At 37.8% G+C, this 16083-nt stretch carries 10 protein-coding genes; 5 read left to right on the top strand and 5 right to left on the bottom strand.

Translation table 11 applies throughout. The annotated features are described in order from the left end of the window. Position 1: 1 nt before the first annotated feature. Positions 2-973, bottom strand: coding sequence for a tryptophan--tRNA ligase (gene trpS, locus HME7025_RS07555; protein WP_109323052.1), 972 nt, complete (start codon positions 971-973; stop codon positions 2-4). A gap of 116 nt (positions 974-1089) precedes the next feature. On the opposite strand from trpS, the gene HME7025_RS07550 reads away from it, so the two are divergent. The 3 genes from HME7025_RS07550 to trxA all read left to right on the top strand — a co-directional run bounded on the left by HME7025_RS07550 (position 1090) and on the right by trxA (position 5728). Beyond that, on the top strand, positions 1090-1773 hold the full coding sequence (locus HME7025_RS07550) for a DUF2461 domain-containing protein (RefSeq protein ID WP_109323051.1): 684 nt from the start codon (positions 1090-1092) through the stop codon (positions 1771-1773). Between the two features lie 3 nt (positions 1774-1776). Next, positions 1777-5340 (top strand): DNA polymerase III subunit alpha, encoded by a 3564-nt coding sequence (dnaE, locus tag HME7025_RS07545; RefSeq protein ID WP_109323050.1) that lies wholly within the window; start codon positions 1777-1779, stop codon positions 5338-5340. A 64-nt stretch (positions 5341-5404) separates the two neighbouring features. Continuing rightward, entirely contained in the window at positions 5405-5728 is a 324-nt protein-coding gene (gene trxA, locus HME7025_RS07540; RefSeq protein WP_109323049.1) for a thioredoxin, read from the top strand. Here the strand turns inward: trxA and HME7025_RS07535 are convergent. Beyond that, positions 5725-6927 carry an aspartate aminotransferase family protein gene (locus HME7025_RS07535; RefSeq protein WP_109323048.1) on the bottom strand — a complete coding sequence of 401 codons (1203 nt, stop codon included), beginning with the start codon at positions 6925-6927 and terminating at the stop codon, positions 5725-5727. The genes trxA and HME7025_RS07535 overlap by 4 nt on opposite strands. Before the next feature lie 132 nt (positions 6928-7059). Here HME7025_RS07535 and HME7025_RS07530 point away from each other — a divergent pair, with 132 nt between their 5' ends. Both HME7025_RS07530 and HME7025_RS07525 read left to right on the top strand, forming a co-directional pair. Then, complete coding sequence (locus HME7025_RS07530; protein ID WP_109323047.1) at positions 7060-9648, top strand: DUF5686 and carboxypeptidase regulatory-like domain-containing protein; 2589 nt, start codon at positions 7060-7062, stop codon at positions 9646-9648. A 66-nt stretch (positions 9649-9714) separates the two neighbouring features. Beyond that, positions 9715-11883, top strand: a complete 2169-nt coding sequence (locus HME7025_RS07525; RefSeq protein ID WP_109323046.1) for a sodium-translocating pyrophosphatase — start codon at positions 9715-9717, stop codon at positions 11881-11883. A 271-nt stretch (positions 11884-12154) separates the two neighbouring features. On the opposite strand, the gene HME7025_RS07520 is transcribed toward HME7025_RS07525, so the two are convergent. The 3 genes from HME7025_RS07520 to HME7025_RS07510 all read right to left on the bottom strand — a co-directional run bounded on the left by HME7025_RS07520 (position 12155) and on the right by HME7025_RS07510 (position 16072). Beyond that, positions 12155-12721 carry a 50S ribosomal protein L25/general stress protein Ctc gene (locus HME7025_RS07520; protein WP_109323045.1) on the bottom strand — a complete coding sequence of 189 codons (567 nt, stop codon included), beginning with the start codon at positions 12719-12721 and terminating at the stop codon, positions 12155-12157. 59 nt (positions 12722-12780) lie between these two features. Continuing rightward, positions 12781-13722, bottom strand: a complete 942-nt coding sequence (locus HME7025_RS07515) for a ribose-phosphate pyrophosphokinase (RefSeq protein ID WP_109323044.1) — start codon at positions 13720-13722, stop codon at positions 12781-12783. Positions 13723-13807: 85 nt separating this feature from the next. Continuing rightward, a complete protein-coding gene (locus HME7025_RS07510; protein WP_109323043.1) occupies positions 13808-16072 on the bottom strand; it encodes an aconitate hydratase in 2265 nt (754 codons plus the stop codon). Positions 16073-16083 lie beyond the last annotated feature (11 nt).

The following is a 16083-nucleotide window of genomic DNA, read 5'->3' as shown; positions in this document are numbered from 1 at the left end:
ATTAAAAATGAAAAATTTCACGTACTCGTTGGATGGTAGCTTCTGCAATAGGTTTTACACGAGCCTCACCTTCTTCTAATTTGGCTTCTATTTCTTTTGGATTAGCCATATAATAATCGAATTTTTCACGGGCTTCTTTGAAATAAACCAAAACAGCCTCATATAAAGCTTGTTTAGCATGCCCGTATCCGTAGCCTCCTTGTAAATAATTTGCTTTCATCGTAGCTATTTGCTCAGGAGATGCAACGAGTTGATACAATTTAAAGGTAATATCTTCGTCTGGATTCTTGGGATCTTCTAATGGAGTGGTATCCGTCACAATCTTTTTGATTTGTTTCAGCAAGTCCTTTTCTGGCAAAAACACATCAATGTAATTGTTTAAAGATTTGCTCATCTTTTGACCATCAATACCTGGGATGGTCATGACATGTTCCGAAATTTCAGCTTCTGGGATGACGAAAACATCTTTTTGTGCCAAACGATTAATCACGCCTGCCATATCCCTCGTCATTTCTATATGCTGACGCTGATCTTTACCTACTGGTATCAAATTGGCATCATACAATAAGATATCAGCTGCTTGTAAAACGGGATAGGTAAATAAACCTGCATTCACATCAGCTAATTTATTGGATTTATCCTTGAAACTATGCGCGTTCGCTAGCATCGGGAAAGGTGTTACACAAGATAAATACCACAATAATTCGGTATGGTAAGGAGCCAATTTCGATTGGCGATAAAAATAGGTATGTTGGGTATCCAATCCACAAGCTAACCAAGCCGCAGCTATGGATAAGGTATTGGCTCGGATGGTAGCTCCATCTTTTAAACTCGTTAAGGTGTGTAAATCGGCTATAAAAAGGAATGATTCATTACCCGTTTTCTTAGAAAGTTCAACCGCTGGTAGAATCGCTCCTAATATATTTCCTAAATGTGGTCTACCAGAAGACTGAATGCCCGTCAGAATGCGCATGCTTGAAAATTTAATGTTTTACAAAAATCAAGAAAATAGCGCGAAACTCCCAAAGTTTGCGGGCAAGTATTGACTAATTTATTTAAATTCGTTTATAATTTTTCATTAATAGGCCCATGTCCATTCCAAGTTCCCTTTTGACCTTTTTGTCGGATTTAAAAGAAAACAATACAAGAGAATGGTTTGGTGAAAATAAGGATAGATTCCTAGAACAAAAGACGGCCTTTGATCAATTTACCATTCAACTCATATCGCTTTTTTCGGAGTTTGAAAACATGGATGGAGTAGAATTGAAGCATTGCTCCTATCGTATTTACCGTGATGTTCGCTTTGCCAAAGATAAGGCTCCTTATAAAACTTGGTTTTCAGCGAGTTTTTCAGAAGGTGGTCGCAAGTCGGGTTTAATGGATTATTATGTTCACATAGAACCTGGAGGAAAATCCTTTTTAGGTGGGGGAATGTATAGCCCTACGCCTGAGCAATTGGCTTTATTTCGACAAGAAATTGATTATAATGCCAAGCATTTGAAAGGTATCATTTACTCTCCTTCCTTTTTGAAGGTATTCGGGGAGCCTGTAGGCGATGCTTTAAAAACAATGCCCAAAGGATATCCAGTTGAACATCCTGAAATCAAATTGTTGAAGAAGAAACAATTGTTTTTTTGGAGGAAATATAGTGATTCAGAAGTGTTAAGTCCCTCGTTTGTTGAAACACTAATTCAAGATGCACAGGTATTAAAACCTTATCTAGATTTCTTGAATGCCATTTTTTTTGATAAAGAACCCTTTTCTATTAAGTAATATATGCAGTTTTCGCATTTGCACAATCACTCTCAGTTTTCCCTTTTGGATGGTGCGTCCAAGATATCTTCTATGTTTAAAAAAGCCAAGACTGACAATATGCCAGCGGTGGCTATTACAGACCATGGAAATATGTTTGGAGTATTTCAATTTGTTGCCGAAGCTGGCAAGCAGGGAGTAAAACCGATTGTGGGGTGTGAGTTTTATTTAGTGACAGATCGTCATAAGCAAAGCTTTACTAAAGAGCAAAAGGATAAAAGGTATCATCAACTATTTCTTGCTAAAAATCCAGAAGGGTATCAAAACCTAGTGAAATTATGTTCTCTGGGATTTATGGAAGGCATGTATTCCAAATATCCCAGGATAGATAAAGAGTTAGTTTTGAAATACCATAAAGGCTTGATTGCTACTACTTGTTGTTTAGGAGCCAGTGTCCCTCAAGCTATTTTGCGTTCTGGAGAAGCTGAAGCTGAAAAGGAATTTAAATGGTGGTTGGATTTATTTGGAGAGGATTATTACATCGAAGTACAGAATCACCATATTCCAGAGCAACAAACCGTCAATGAAGTCTTGTTACGATTTGCCAAGAAATATAATGTGAAAGTTATTGCTTCCAATGATAGCCATTATTTGGATCAAAAAGATGCCAATGCACATGATATTTTATTGTGTATCAATACTGGAGAAAAGCAGTCCACTCCTACTTATAAGGATATAGAAGGTGATTTTGACATGAAAGGAAAGCGTTTTGCTTTTTATAATGATCAATTTTATTTCAAGACAACAGAGGAAATGACCCAATTATGGTCACACATTCCTGAGGCCATAGACAATACCAATGAAATCGTTGGTAAAGTGGAAACCTTGGAATTGAAAAAAGACGTGCTATTACCCAATTTTCAAATTCCAAGTACCTTTTTAAGTCAAGATGATTTCTTAGAACACTTGACCATGGAAGGCGCTAAAAAGCGTTATTTGGATATTAATCAAGAGATTGAAGAGCGTTTGAGATTTGAATTGCATACCATTCGGACCATGGGATTTGCGGGTTATTTCTTAATTGTAGCCGATTTCATTAATGCAGGTAAGGATTTGGGTGTTTATGTGGGCCCTGGTCGTGGATCTGCAGCAGGTTCCGTAGTGGCATATTGTTTGGGTATAACTAATATCGACCCCATTAAGTACAATCTGCTATTTGAACGTTTCTTGAATCCAGATCGTAAGTCATTACCCGATATAGATACGGACTTTGACGATGAAGGTCGACAAAAAGTCATTGATTATGTAGTCGAGAAATACGGTCGCAACCAAGTAGCACATATAGCCACCTACGGTACTATGGCTGCCAAAATGTCCATTAAAGACGTTGCTCGTGTATTGGATTTGCCTCTTTCTGAATCCAATGCTTTGGCCAAATTGGTGCCAGATAAGCCGAAAATATCCCTGGAACGTGTGATAAATGCACCATTAACAGGAGATGGCAGTTTGGCAGATAAAGAAAATTTATCGAGTGAGGAATTAGAGCAAGTGAAGCAATTAAGGCAAATAAAGGCCGATGGAGGTTTAGCCTCTCGGGTTATTGAAAATGCCTTGGTTTTGGAAGGTTCTGTTCGAGGAACAGGAATTCACGCGGCGGGTATCATCATTGCTCCCAACGATTTAACAGATATTTTACCCGTTGCCACATCGAAAGACGTCACTTTATTGATTACCCAATTTGATGGTTCTGTTATCGAAAACGCGGGTGTTATTAAAATGGACTTTTTGGGCTTAAAAACCTTATCCATTTTAAAGGAAGCTATTCGCTTAATCAAGCAAAACCATGGAATCATCATTGATTTGGACAGTCTTCCACTGGATGATGTAAAAACTTTTGAATTGTATCAAAGAGCTGAAACCAATGGTACATTCCAGTTTGAATCTCCTGGGATGCAAAAGCACCTCAAAGATTTAAAGCCCGATCAGTTTTCTGATTTGATTGCCATGAATGCCTTGTTTAGACCAGGTCCTATGGTTTATATTCCCAATTACATTGCTCGTAAGCATGGAAGGGAAAAGATTGAATACGATTTGCCAGAAATGGAAGAGTATTTAAGTGATACATATGGTATTACTGTTTACCAAGAGCAGGTGATGTTGCTTTCTCAGAAATTGGCCAATTTCACCAAAGGTGATGCGGATGTTTTGAGAAAGGCCATGGGTAAAAAGGATAAGGCTACGATTGATAAAATGAAGGGTAAGTTCATGGAAGGTGGACAAGCTAATCAACATCCTGCCGATCGATTGGAGAAAATATGGACTGACTGGGAAGCATTTGCTCAATATGCCTTTAACAAATCGCACTCAACGTGCTATGGCTTAGTGGCTTACCAAACAGGATACTTAAAAGCAAACTATCCTTCTGAGTTCATGGCCGCGGTACTTTCCAATTCCTTGGGAAATATTGAGAAGATAACATTCTTCATGGACGAATGTAAACGCATGGGAATACCATTATTGGTTCCAGATGTGAATGAATCGGAAAGGTATTTTGCGGTTAATAAAAAGGGGCATATTCGTTTTGGTCTGGGTGCCATCAAAGGTGTGGGAGAAGCAGCCGTAGACGCCATTGTGGAAGAGCGGGCTAAAAATGGGGAGTATACCGATATTTTTGATTTTGTTTCAAGAATCAATGTGCGTCAGGTGAATAAGAAAAGTTTAGAATCCTTGGCATTCGCCGGTGCTTTTGACTGTTTTTCAGAAATACCTCGCTCCCATTATTTTTATGTGGATCAAGAGAATACCACTTTTATTGAGAAGATTGTCAGATATGCCTCACGCATGGCTGAGTTAAAAGCTAGCGCTACCCAGTCTTTGTTTGGCGAATTGGGTGCTGGAACAGGCAATGACATCGCCAAACCTAGAATTCCTACCGCTGAGGCCTGGTCAGTGATGGAGCAATTGAAAAATGAAAAAGAAGTGGTAGGTGTCTATATTTCAGGACATCCATTGGATGAATACCGAATAGAAATCAATAATTTCTGTAATTCTAGTGTCTCTCAATTGGAATTAAAAGGGGGAAATGTACAGTCATTTGCTGGTATTGTAACCAAAATGAATGTGAGAACCTCTGGAAATGGAAATCAATTCATGATTTTCAGTTTGGAAGATTTTACTGGAACCACCGAGTTTGCTCTTTTTGCTAAGGATTATATTGAGTTTGAGCGTTTTATTGGACTCGACCGGCTTTTATTTATACAGGGAGTTTATAAAAATAAAAACTCGTATTCAGATCAAAAAGCATTCAAAATTCAATCCATTGAGCTATTATCAGAAATTTTGTCTTCGAGGACCAAGGAAATGAAACTTTCTTTGAACTTACATAGTTTAAACAAAACTTCACTAGATTATTTACTAGAAACCTTAGAAAGACATAAGGGAAACAAAAAGCTAGTGATCGAGGTATATGATGAGGTTGAAAGATTGCAACTTGATTTTATGTCGCGTAAAATGCAATTGAATATAGAAAAGTCTTTAATGGACGAATTGGCTGAAATAGAGAACATTACAGTAAAGTTGATATCTTAATTAGCCTGTTTATCCAATAGAAATAATAAAAATGTTAATTTTGAATCTTAATAATAAATAAATCATGGGAAAATACGTAGAGGCTACTGATGCCAATTTTCAAGAGTTAATAGGTTCTGATACTCCGGTATTAGTGGATTTTTGGGCAGAATGGTGTGGCCCATGTAAAATGATTGGACCGGTAGTGGAAGAATTGGCAGGTGAAGTAGAAGGTCAAGCGATTGTTGCTAAAATGAATGTCGACTTAAATTCAGCGGTACCAGCTTCTTTGGGTATTCGTTCTATTCCAACTTTGATGGTTTTCAAAAATGGAGAAATGAAAGAGCGTTTAGTAGGTGGAAACTTACCAAAATCAGTATTAGCTGAAGCTTTGTTGAAGCACGCTTAATTTTTTGAAGAAACTTGTTCAATAGCCTGTAGCAAAATGTTGCAGGCTATTTTTATTTCCTCTTCTGTAATTACTAATGGAGGAGCTATGCGAATGGAATAATCGCAAAACAAAAACCAATCGGTGATTAAGCCTTGTTCAATACAAGTATCAATGACAGCTTTGACAGTTTGGAAGGAATCCATTTCCACGGCTAGCATTAGACCTATTCCTCGAACTTCTTTGATACTTGGATGAATTAAAAGGTCTTTAAAAAGTTGACTTTTCTTTTCAACATCATCTAATAAACATTCCTCAAAGATAGTATCTAAAGTAGCCAAAGATGAGGCACAAGAAACGGGGTGACCTCCAAAAGTAGTGATATGCCCTAAAACAGGTCTAATAGTTAAGGTCTGCATGATTTCTTCTGGTGCAATAAATGCTCCGATGGGCATGCCCCCTCCCATTCCTTTGGCAGAAAGTAAAATATCAGGTTCAATATCCATGGCCTGAAAAGCCCAAAATGTGCCTGTTCTCCCAAAACCTGTTTGTATCTCATCAATAATCAATAAACAACCTGTTTCTTTGCATCGCTGCTTTAAGGCCATAAAATAAGCCTTGGAAGCTAAACGCACACCTGATTCTCCTCCCACTATTTCGATGACTATAGCAGCTGTTTTATGGGTAATTTGAGTCAAATCATCTAGATTTCCATGTCGAATGTGGCGTATATCAGGCAAAAGGGGTCTGAAACTATTCTTAAAATTTTCATCACCAGCTAGCGACAATGCACCTTGGGTAGCCCCATGGTATGCTTGAAAGCAAGATATGATTTCAGTTCTTCCTGTGTATCGTTTGGCCAATTTCATAGCTCCTTCTACCGCTTCCGTTCCTGAATTGGTAAAATAGACTTGATTCAATTTAGAGGATTGGGTTGATTTAACAAGAGCAGCTGCAAGTTTGACCTGTGGGCTTTGAATATATTCTCCATAAACCATTAAATGCATGTAGGCATCTAATTGGTTTTTAATGGCTGAAATTACTTTAGGGTGCCGATGACCCACATTTGATACAGCAATACCTGAAATTAAATCGATATAGGACTTCCCATGGACATCATATAAATAGATATGTTCTGCTTTTTCAATTTCTAAAGCTAGTGGTGCATCAGAAGTTTTAGCAAGATGATCAAGAAATAGTTGTCGATGTGTAATAGCCATAATCAAAAGAAAAACAAATTTATCTTCTTTACGTTAGGATTGGTAATTCTACTTACTACTTTATTTTACCCTTTGTCATAAAATCAGTTTACTTATAATTTCTCATTCTATTTTTGCAGTAAATCTCTAATTATGAAATCCATAAAACTACTTTACTCTTTAACTATATTAATCGTTTTTGCATCGTCCGTAAATGCCCAACAAATTCATGGAATTATTCGAAACAAGCAAGGTGAAATAATGCCTTTTGCTACGGTCTGGGTATCGAATCTAAATAAAGGAACCACTGCCAATGAAGAAGGTAATTATTCGATTAAAACAGGGATAGGAAAGCATACCTTGGTTTTTCGTTTTTTAGGGCATAGTCCCAAGACCTATACAGTGGAATTAGAATCAGCGAATTCAGATAAAAAATTGGATGTGGTTTTAGAAGAGCAAGCTGTAGCCTTAGCAGAAGTCAATGTGGGAGGTTTAAAAGAAGATCCTGCCATTGGTATTATGCGTCGAATGATTGCTATGGCACCATTTCACCTAAAAGAATTAGATGCTTATGAAGCTAAGGCTTATGTCAAAGGTTCGGGTAAGGTAACTGAAGTGAGCGCTTTGGTCAAAATGTTAGGTGGAAAAAAGATTGAAAAGGAAATGGGGGTAAAAGTGGGAAGTACTTATGTATTGGAAGGAATCAACCAAATCAATTACCAAAAGCCGAATCGATTGCAGGAAAAAGTAATATCGAATCGGAATAATCTTCCTGCTGCTATTAATCAAGGATTAAACTTACGCGTGACTCAGACCAATTTTTATCGTCCTAAAGTATGGGGAAGTTTATGGTCGCCCTTTGGTCCTCAAGCATTTCAACTCTATAAATTTGCCTATTTAGGTAGTTTTACACAAGATGGAATGACCATCAGTAAGATTCAGGTCCAGCCAAGAGCAAGCTACGATGATTTATTTGAAGGTACGGTACAAGTAGTAGAAGATACTTGGAGTATTTATTCATTCCAGCTAAGATTTAAAGATCCCAATGGCTCTTATGGCTTTACACAGCAAAATGCTTTATTTCAGGGTGTTTGGATGCCCATTCAATATGATTCACAAGTCAATTTTGATGCATTTGGTATCAAAGCCAATTTTAGGTATATCACCCAAATTAAGCAATATCAAATTAAGGTTAATCCAGCTTTTGTAGTCAAACCAGCTATTATCGAAGAGCGATTAAATAAGGAATTAGCCAAGGAAATCAATCGTGAGAAAGTAAAAGATCCCAAACAGGCCTTGGGCAAAGAGCTTACTAGAAAGAAGTTAAAAGAAGTATTGAAGGAGGTAGACAAATTAGAGAAAAAAGAGAATTTGGCTAAAATGGATGGCTTAACTTCAGATTATACTTTTGAAGTAGATTCAATGTCGAGAAATAAGTCGGAAGGATTTTGGGAAGAAGAACGACAAGTACCTCTAACGGAGGCTGAAAAAGTAGGATATAAAGAAGCGGATAGCTTATGGATAGCTGGTGCAGATAAACGAAGGAAAGATTCCATTAATTCCTTACCTAAATTCCATTTTGGCCAATTGTTCTCGGGGAAATATTATAATTATGAAAAGAATTTGATTGGAAAAAGTTTGAATCTAAGTTCATTTGGTGGGGGATTTAATGCTGTGGATGGCTTTTATCTCGACCGAAGTTTAACCTATCGAAATCGATTTGGTAGAAATAACTATTTGACATTAGGTGGCAATGTGCGGTATGCTTTTGCTCGTCATAACTGGAATGGAGATGTATTTTTGGAACGAAATTTTGATGAAAACCGACAGTATTTGAAAGCAGAAATAGGAAGTAATGTCTTTCAAATAAACCGTAGTAATCCTATTTCACCATTTTTGAATATGTTTTATTCTTTATTGGTATCAGAAAATTATGTTCGCTTATTCCAAAAGAATTATGTGAGTTTGAACTATCAATATCAATTCACCCCAAGCATACGATTTCTTTCATTATTTGAATATCGAAATAGGGAAATATTGACGAATTCGGTGGAACATGGTTGGCTGGATCAGGAAAAGCACTTTGAACCCAATATGCCATCCAATACAGCTTGGGGGAATCAAATCCCAGCTCGCGGTAGTCAATTTGCTAGCTCATTAGGGTTTCGTTGGCAACCCAAAGCTACCTGGAATCGATTTAATGGTGTTCGGCGAATTAATAATAATGAAGGCCCATCCTTTAATTTCATTTATGCATTCGGTACAGGTGATGATCAATTTCAACGCTTGAATGTAGATTACAACCAGTACATCAATTTGGCTCGATTAGGTACATTGAATCTTCATTTGAATTATACCACTTATTTACAAAAGGCAACTAATTTTTTAGATTATACACACTTTAATGGAAATCAAACCATTTTTATAAGTGCAAACGATCAATCATTTCGAGCATTACCATATTATGCATATAGTACAACCGATAATCATTTTAAAATGCATGTAAAATGGGAACCTCGGAAATTGATGTTGAGTCAATGGAATGTTTTGACTCAATATGGGATTCGAGAATATGTGGTTTACAATCGACTTCAATTACTTGCTGGAGTAAATCAAGGGGCATATCAAGAGCTTGTCTATGGTATTTCGGGAATAGGCAAATTTCTTGGTTTAGAGGTAGCTTATCCTATGAGTAATTGGGTTCCGGAGCGCTTCAAGCTCTTGCTTAGATTTCCTTTTTAGTTGTTTTATACGCCAAAATTCTTATTTTTGTAACAAATTTTTTTGGAATAATCTAAAACACACTTTATGGATTCAATTGTTTACTTAGTTCCTGCTTTTGGAATAGTAGGATTGTTGTACACGGCTTGGAAGTTTAGCTGGGTATCGAAGCAAGATGCTGGAAATGACACAATGAAAGAGCTTTCGGGTTATATTGCAGATGGTGCAATCGCCTTCTTGAAAGCAGAATGGAAAATATTAGCCTATTTCGCTATTCCCACAGCGATATTATTGGCATGGTTAGGAAATCAGGAAGGTCCTGGATTTCACTCTTCTCCCCTAATTGCAGTTGCCTTTTTAATTGGAGCTATATTTTCTGCTACGGCAGGTTATATAGGTATGATTGTGGCAACCAAAGCCAATGTTCGTACAGCAGAAGCTGCTAGAACTTCTTTGGCTAAAGCTTTATCTGTTTCATTTACAGGTGGTTCTGTTATGGGAATGGGAGTTGCTGGATTGGCTATCTTAGGTTTAGGAGGTTTGTTTATTACTTTCTATCAGATTTTTGCTCAAGGACATGCTTTGACTTCCAATGAGATGAAAACGGCTATCGAAGTTTTAGCTGGTTTTTCATTAGGAGCTGAGTCGATTGCCTTATTTGCTCGTGTTGGTGGTGGTATTTATACCAAAGCTGCAGACGTAGGAGCCGATTTAGTTGGTAAAGTAGAAGCTGGAATACCAGAGGATGATGTTCGTAATCCGGCAACAATTGCGGATAACGTAGGAGACAATGTGGGTGACGTAGCTGGTATGGGAGCCGATTTGTTTGGTTCTTATGTAGCAACCATTCTTGCAACGATGGTTTTAGGACAGGAAATTGAAGTTAGCGATAACTATGGTGGCTTCTCCCCTGTTTTATTACCGATGTTAATAGCTGGTGTAGGTTTATTAGCCTCTTTAGTTTCCACCTTCTTTGTACGTATAAAAGATGAAACTTCTTCAGTTCAAAATGCATTGAACACAGGTAACTATTTATCTATTGCTATTACGTTTGTTACTTCCTATTTCTTAGTGAAGAACATCTTGCCTGAAACTCTGGTATTACGTGGATTTAGTTTTACAGCTATGGATGTATTTTATTCCATCATCGTGGGTCTTGTGGTAGGTACCTTAATGTCAATCATTACGGAATATTACACGGCTATGGGAAAACGCCCAGTTGATTCAATCGTTCAGAAATCAGGAACTGGTCATGCGACAAACATCATTGGTGGTTTGGCTGTAGGTATGGAATCTACGGTATTACCTATTTTGGTATTAGCTGCAGGTATTTACTTCTCTTATTTCTTTGCTGGAATTTACGGGGTATCCATCGCTGCTGCGGGTATGATGGCTACTACTGCTATGCAATTAGCTATTGATGCATTTGGACCTATTGCAGACAATGCAGGAGGTATTGCTGAGATGTCACAATTGCCAGCTGAAGTTCGTGAGCGTACAGATAATTTAGATGCGGTTGGAAATACAACAGCTGCTACGGGTAAAGGATTTGCTATTGCTTCTGCGGCATTAACTTCCTTAGCACTTTTTGCTGCTTTCGTTGGTATTTCTGGAATTACACAAATCGACATTTACAAAGCAGATGTGTTAGCAGGTTTATTTGTGGGTGGTATGATTCCATTCATTTTCTCTGCCTTGTGTATTTCAGCAGTAGGAAAAGCGGCTATGGAAATGGTGAATGAAGTTCGTCGCCAGTTCCGTGAGATTCCAGGAATTATGGAATATAAGGCAAAGCCAGAATATGAAAAATGTGTTGCTATTTCTACCGAAGCATCTATTCGTCAGATGATGTTGCCAGGAGCCATTGCATTATCGGTACCAGTTATCGTTGGATTTATCATGGGACCTGAAGTATTGGGAGGTTTATTAGCAGGTGTTACTGTATCAGGTGTGTTGATGGGTATTTTCCAATCGAACGCAGGTGGTGCTTGGGATAATGCCAAGAAATCATTTGAGAAAGGAGTTTTGATTGATGGCGTAACTTACAAGAAAGGTTCGGAGCCACATAAAGCTGCTGTTACTGGAGACACTGTAGGAGATCCATTCAAAGATACTTCTGGTCCATCCATGAACATCTTGATTAAATTAATGTCGATCGTTTCCTTGGTTATTGCTCCTTATATTGCAAAAACAGATGGTAAAGTTTCTCATGTAGAGAAAGCACCTATTGTGATGAAAGTAGTTGCTAAGAAATAAGTATCATCTAGTTATTTTAAAAGAGGTCAATCCGTCAGGGTTGACCTCTTTTAGTTATTAGTGTTTAGTTATTTGTGTTTAGTTATTAGTGTTTAGTTATTAGTGTTTAGTTATTAGTTATTAGGATTTTATTTCAAGTTAATGTTCATTTTTTATCTTCAATTCCCAATTCCCTGATTTCTCTAATAACTAAACACTAATAACTAATAACTAAAAAAGCCTTCCGATTGGAAGGCTTTTTTGAATCTCTATCAGAAAGATATTCCTTGAATTAAGCAGTTAATTTACCTCTTAATGCTCTTGGGATATCGATCGTTGCAACTGGGTTAGACATTGGATTCAATATCTCACATCCTTCAACAACTAATTTGTTAACTTTTACTGTTTGTCCTAGATCTAAACCAGAAATATCAGCAGTAACAAAATCAGGAATGTTTTCAGCTAATCCTTTCAAAGTTACTTTACGTAACTTTTGGATCATTTTACCCCCTTTAATAACACCTGGAGAGTTTCCAATAATTTTGATAGGTACATCGATCTTGATAGCTTTGTTATCAACAATTTCTAAAAAGTCAACGTGTAAAATCATTTCATTTACTGGGTGAAACTGCGCATCTTGTAAAATAGCGCGGTATACATCACCTTCTATGTTTAATGCTACTTCGTAAACATCTGCTGAGTAAAGTAAATCACGGAAAAGGATCATTGGAACAGCGAAGTGAACCTGCTCTTTTCCACCATACAATACACAAGGAGCTAAAGCTTCAGTACGCAAATCTTTTGCGCCCTTACTTCCGAGATTCGCTCTTTTATACCCTACAATCTCTAATTTTTTCATGTTGTTTTTGTTAAGTTTCCAGTCTTTCGCTTTTTGCTATCCCCTGAAAACGGTTGAAATTAATATTTAATAAATAATGAACTGATAGATTCGTGATCTCGAATTCTTCCGATTGCTTTTGCAAATAATTCTGAAACGGTAAGAACTTTAATTTTGGCGCATTCTTCTTTCAGAGGTATGGTGTCTGTTACTACTAATTCCGTCAACACAGAATTAGAAATGTTTTCATAAGCCTTACCTGATAAAACTGGGTGAGTCACAATTGCTCTCACCGATTTAGCACCTTTGTCCATGATCAATTGAGCGGCTTTACACATTGTACCACCGGTATCAATTAAATCATCTACTAAAACGACGTTTGCACCCTCCACGTCACCAATTAATTGCATGGATGCAATTTCATTAGCACGTTTTCTGTGTTTGTCGCAAATAACCATGTTGGCGTTGAAAAACTTCGCCATGTTTCTTGTTCTAACCACACCACCCACATCAGGTGAGGCAAAAGTTAGATTTTCAAGTTCTAAGGATTTCAAATAAGGAATAAAAATAGCCGTTCCTTCCAAGTGGTCCACTGGAAAATCCATGAAACCTTGAATTTGACCGGCATGTAAATCAATCGTCATTAAACGATCAGCGCCAGCAGCTGTCAACAAGTTGGCAATTAATTTTGCTCCAATACCTACTCTAGGACGATCTTTACGATCTTGACGAGAGTATCCAAAATAAGGAATAACCGCGGTAACATAATGTGCGGAAGCTCTTCGGGCTGCATCAATCATCAATAGTAATTCCATCAGATTATCTGCCGATGGAAATGTCGATTGAATGATAAATACATCACAACCACGTACAGACTCATCAAAACTTGGAGACATTTCTCCATCTGAAAAGCGCAATGTAGTGGCTGCACCCAAATCTTTTCCGTAGTATTTAGCAATTTCTTTGGCCAAATAATTGGACGCTGAACCTGAAAATATTTTTACTGCATTAATCGCTGCCATCTGGAAAAATTAAGGAACAATGGTTGGTTTATCTGAAATAAGGCGCAAAACTAGTGAATTTTGCGCCCTTTTACAATTTTATACTCTATTTAATCGATGCACGAATGATATTCAAAGCTCCACCAGCTTTAAACCACTCAATTTGCTGTGCATTATAAGTATGATTAACAGGGAAACTATCTGTGCTTCCATCTGCGTGCACTAATTCAATTGTTAATGGTTTTTCAGGAGCAAAATCATTCAAACCAACAATATTAATGCTGTCGTCTTCTTGGATTTTGTCGTAATCAGCATCATTAACAAATGTTAAAGCTAACATACCTTGCTTTTTCAAGTTCGTTTCGTGAATACGAGCAAATGATTTTACTAATACGGCACGAACTCCTAAATGACGAGGTTCCATAGCAGCATGCTCACGAGAAGAACCTTCACCGTAATTGGTATCACCTACTACGATGGTTCCGATTCCTGCAGCTTTATAAGCACGTTGAGTATCAGGTACTGCACCATAAGCTCCTGTTAATTGGTTTTTAACATTGTCTGTTTTTTCATTGAAGAAATTCACAGCACCAATCAACATATTGTTGGAGATATTATCTAAGTGTCCACGGTATTTCAACCAAGGCCCGGCCATAGAGATATGGTCAGTAGTACACTTACCTTTTGCTTTAATTAATAATTTTAAGCCTTTCAAATCAGTTCCTTCCCAAGCTGAGAATGGAGCTAATAATTGAAGACGATCAGAAGTTGGAGCTACTTTAACTTGAACACCTGATCCATCAGCTGCAGGAGCTTGATATCCAGCATCTTCAACAGCAAATCCTAATTTTGGTAATTCATCTCCTGTTGGAGCTTCCAATTTCACTTGTTCTCCTTTTTCGTTAGTCAACGTATCTGTCAAAGGATTGAAAGTTAAATCACCTGCAATAGCTAATGCTGTTACGATTTCTGGTGAAGCTACAAAAGCATAGGTATTTGGGTTACCGTCGGCACGTTTGGCAAAGTTTCTGTTAAAAGAGTGAACAATGGTGTTCTTTTCTCCTTTTTCAGCACCTGGGCGAGCCCATTGTCCAATACATGGTCCACAAGCATTTGAAAATACAGTGGCACCAATGGAATCAAATGTCGAGATAAAACCATCTCTTTCGATCGTGTAACGTACCTGCTCCGATCCTGGAGTTATAGTAAATTGTGCTTTAGTTTTTAAACCTTTCGCTGCTACTTGTTTAGCTAATGAAGCTGCACGAGCAATATCTTCATAAGAAGAGTTCGTACATGAACCAATCAAACCAACCTCTACTTTAGTAGGCCAGTTGTTTTTGATCGCTAATTCTTTCAATTTAGAAATAGGCGTGGCCAAATCTGGAGTGAATGGACCATTTACATGTGGTTCCAATGCATCCAAATCAATTTCAATTACTTGGTCAAAATAAGCTTCTGGATTGGCATAAACCTCAGAATCAGCCGTTAAATGCTCACGAATGCCATTTGCTAAAGCCGCAACGTCAGCTCTACCTGTAGACTCTAAATAACGAGCCATTGAATCATCATAACCAAAAGTAGAAGTGGTAGCACCAATTTCCGCTCCCATGTTACAAATGGTTCCTTTTCCTGTACAAGACATGGATGTAGCTCCTTCTCCAAAATATTCAACCACACATCCAGTACCACCTTTCACAGTTAAAATACCCGCTACTTTTAAGATAACATCTTTGGCAGATGTCCATCCGTTTAATTTACCAGTTAATTTAACACCAATCAACTTAGGGAATTTCAATTCCCAAGCTAAACCAGCCATTACATCACAAGCATCAGCTCCACCAACACCAATGGCAATCATACCTAAACCACCTGCATTTACAGTGTGGGAGTCTGTACCAATCATCATTCCACCTGGGAATGCGTAGTTTTCTAAAACAACTTGGTGAATAATACCAGCTCCTGGTTTCCAGAAACCAATACCATATTTATCTGAAACAGATGATAAGAAATCATACACTTCTTTATTCTTGTCAACCGCCACTTTAAGGTCAGTTGTAGAAGCTACTTTAGCTTCAATTAAGTGATCACAGTGTACAGTAGAAGGAACGGCAACTTGCGGACGACCTGCCTGCATAAATTGCAATAAGGCCATTTGAGCCGTTGCATCTTGCATCGCAACACGGTCTGGAGCAAAGTCCACATAGGAACCCCCACGTGTAAATGTGGTAGAAGGGGTACCTTCCCACAAGTGACTGTAAAGAATTTTTTCCGTTAAAGTAAGCGGTTTTCCTGTCAATGCACGTGCTGCGGCAATTCTAGCCGGCATGCGGTCATAGACAGCTTTAATCATTTCAATATCAAAGGCCATGAGTCAATGTT

Source organism: Aquirufa nivalisilvae (assembly GCF_003143535.1).
Lineage (GTDB): Bacteria > Bacteroidota > Bacteroidia > Cytophagales > Spirosomataceae > Aquirufa > Aquirufa nivalisilvae.
The sequence above is the reverse complement of the archived record's forward strand: the minus strand, read 5'-3'. Positions and strand labels throughout refer to the sequence as shown.

What these genes read in the sequence shown, in the direction of transcription:
- HME7025_RS07520 (WP_109323045.1), bottom strand. Translation starts at nt 12,721, where the DNA reads ATGAAAAAATTAGAGATTGTAGGGTATAAAAGAGCGAATCTCGGAAGT.
- trxA (WP_109323049.1), top strand. Translation starts at nt 5,405, where the DNA reads ATGGGAAAATACGTAGAGGCTACTGATGCCAATTTTCAAGAGTTAATA.
- HME7025_RS07530 (WP_109323047.1), top strand. Translation starts at nt 7,060, where the DNA reads ATGAAATCCATAAAACTACTTTACTCTTTAACTATATTAATCGTTTTT.
- dnaE (WP_109323050.1), top strand. Translation starts at nt 1,777, where the DNA reads ATGCAGTTTTCGCATTTGCACAATCACTCTCAGTTTTCCCTTTTGGAT.
- HME7025_RS07510 (WP_109323043.1), bottom strand. Translation starts at nt 16,072, where the DNA reads ATGGCCTTTGATATTGAAATGATTAAAGCTGTCTATGACCGCATGCCG.
- HME7025_RS07550 (WP_109323051.1), top strand. Translation starts at nt 1,090, where the DNA reads ATGTCCATTCCAAGTTCCCTTTTGACCTTTTTGTCGGATTTAAAAGAA.
- HME7025_RS07515 (WP_109323044.1), bottom strand. Translation starts at nt 13,722, where the DNA reads ATGGCAGCGATTAATGCAGTAAAAATATTTTCAGGTTCAGCGTCCAAT.
- HME7025_RS07535 (WP_109323048.1), bottom strand. Translation starts at nt 6,927, where the DNA reads ATGGCTATTACACATCGACAACTATTTCTTGATCATCTTGCTAAAACT.
- HME7025_RS07525 (WP_109323046.1), top strand. Translation starts at nt 9,715, where the DNA reads ATGGATTCAATTGTTTACTTAGTTCCTGCTTTTGGAATAGTAGGATTG.
- trpS (WP_109323052.1), bottom strand. Translation starts at nt 973, where the DNA reads ATGCGCATTCTGACGGGCATTCAGTCTTCTGGTAGACCACATTTAGGA.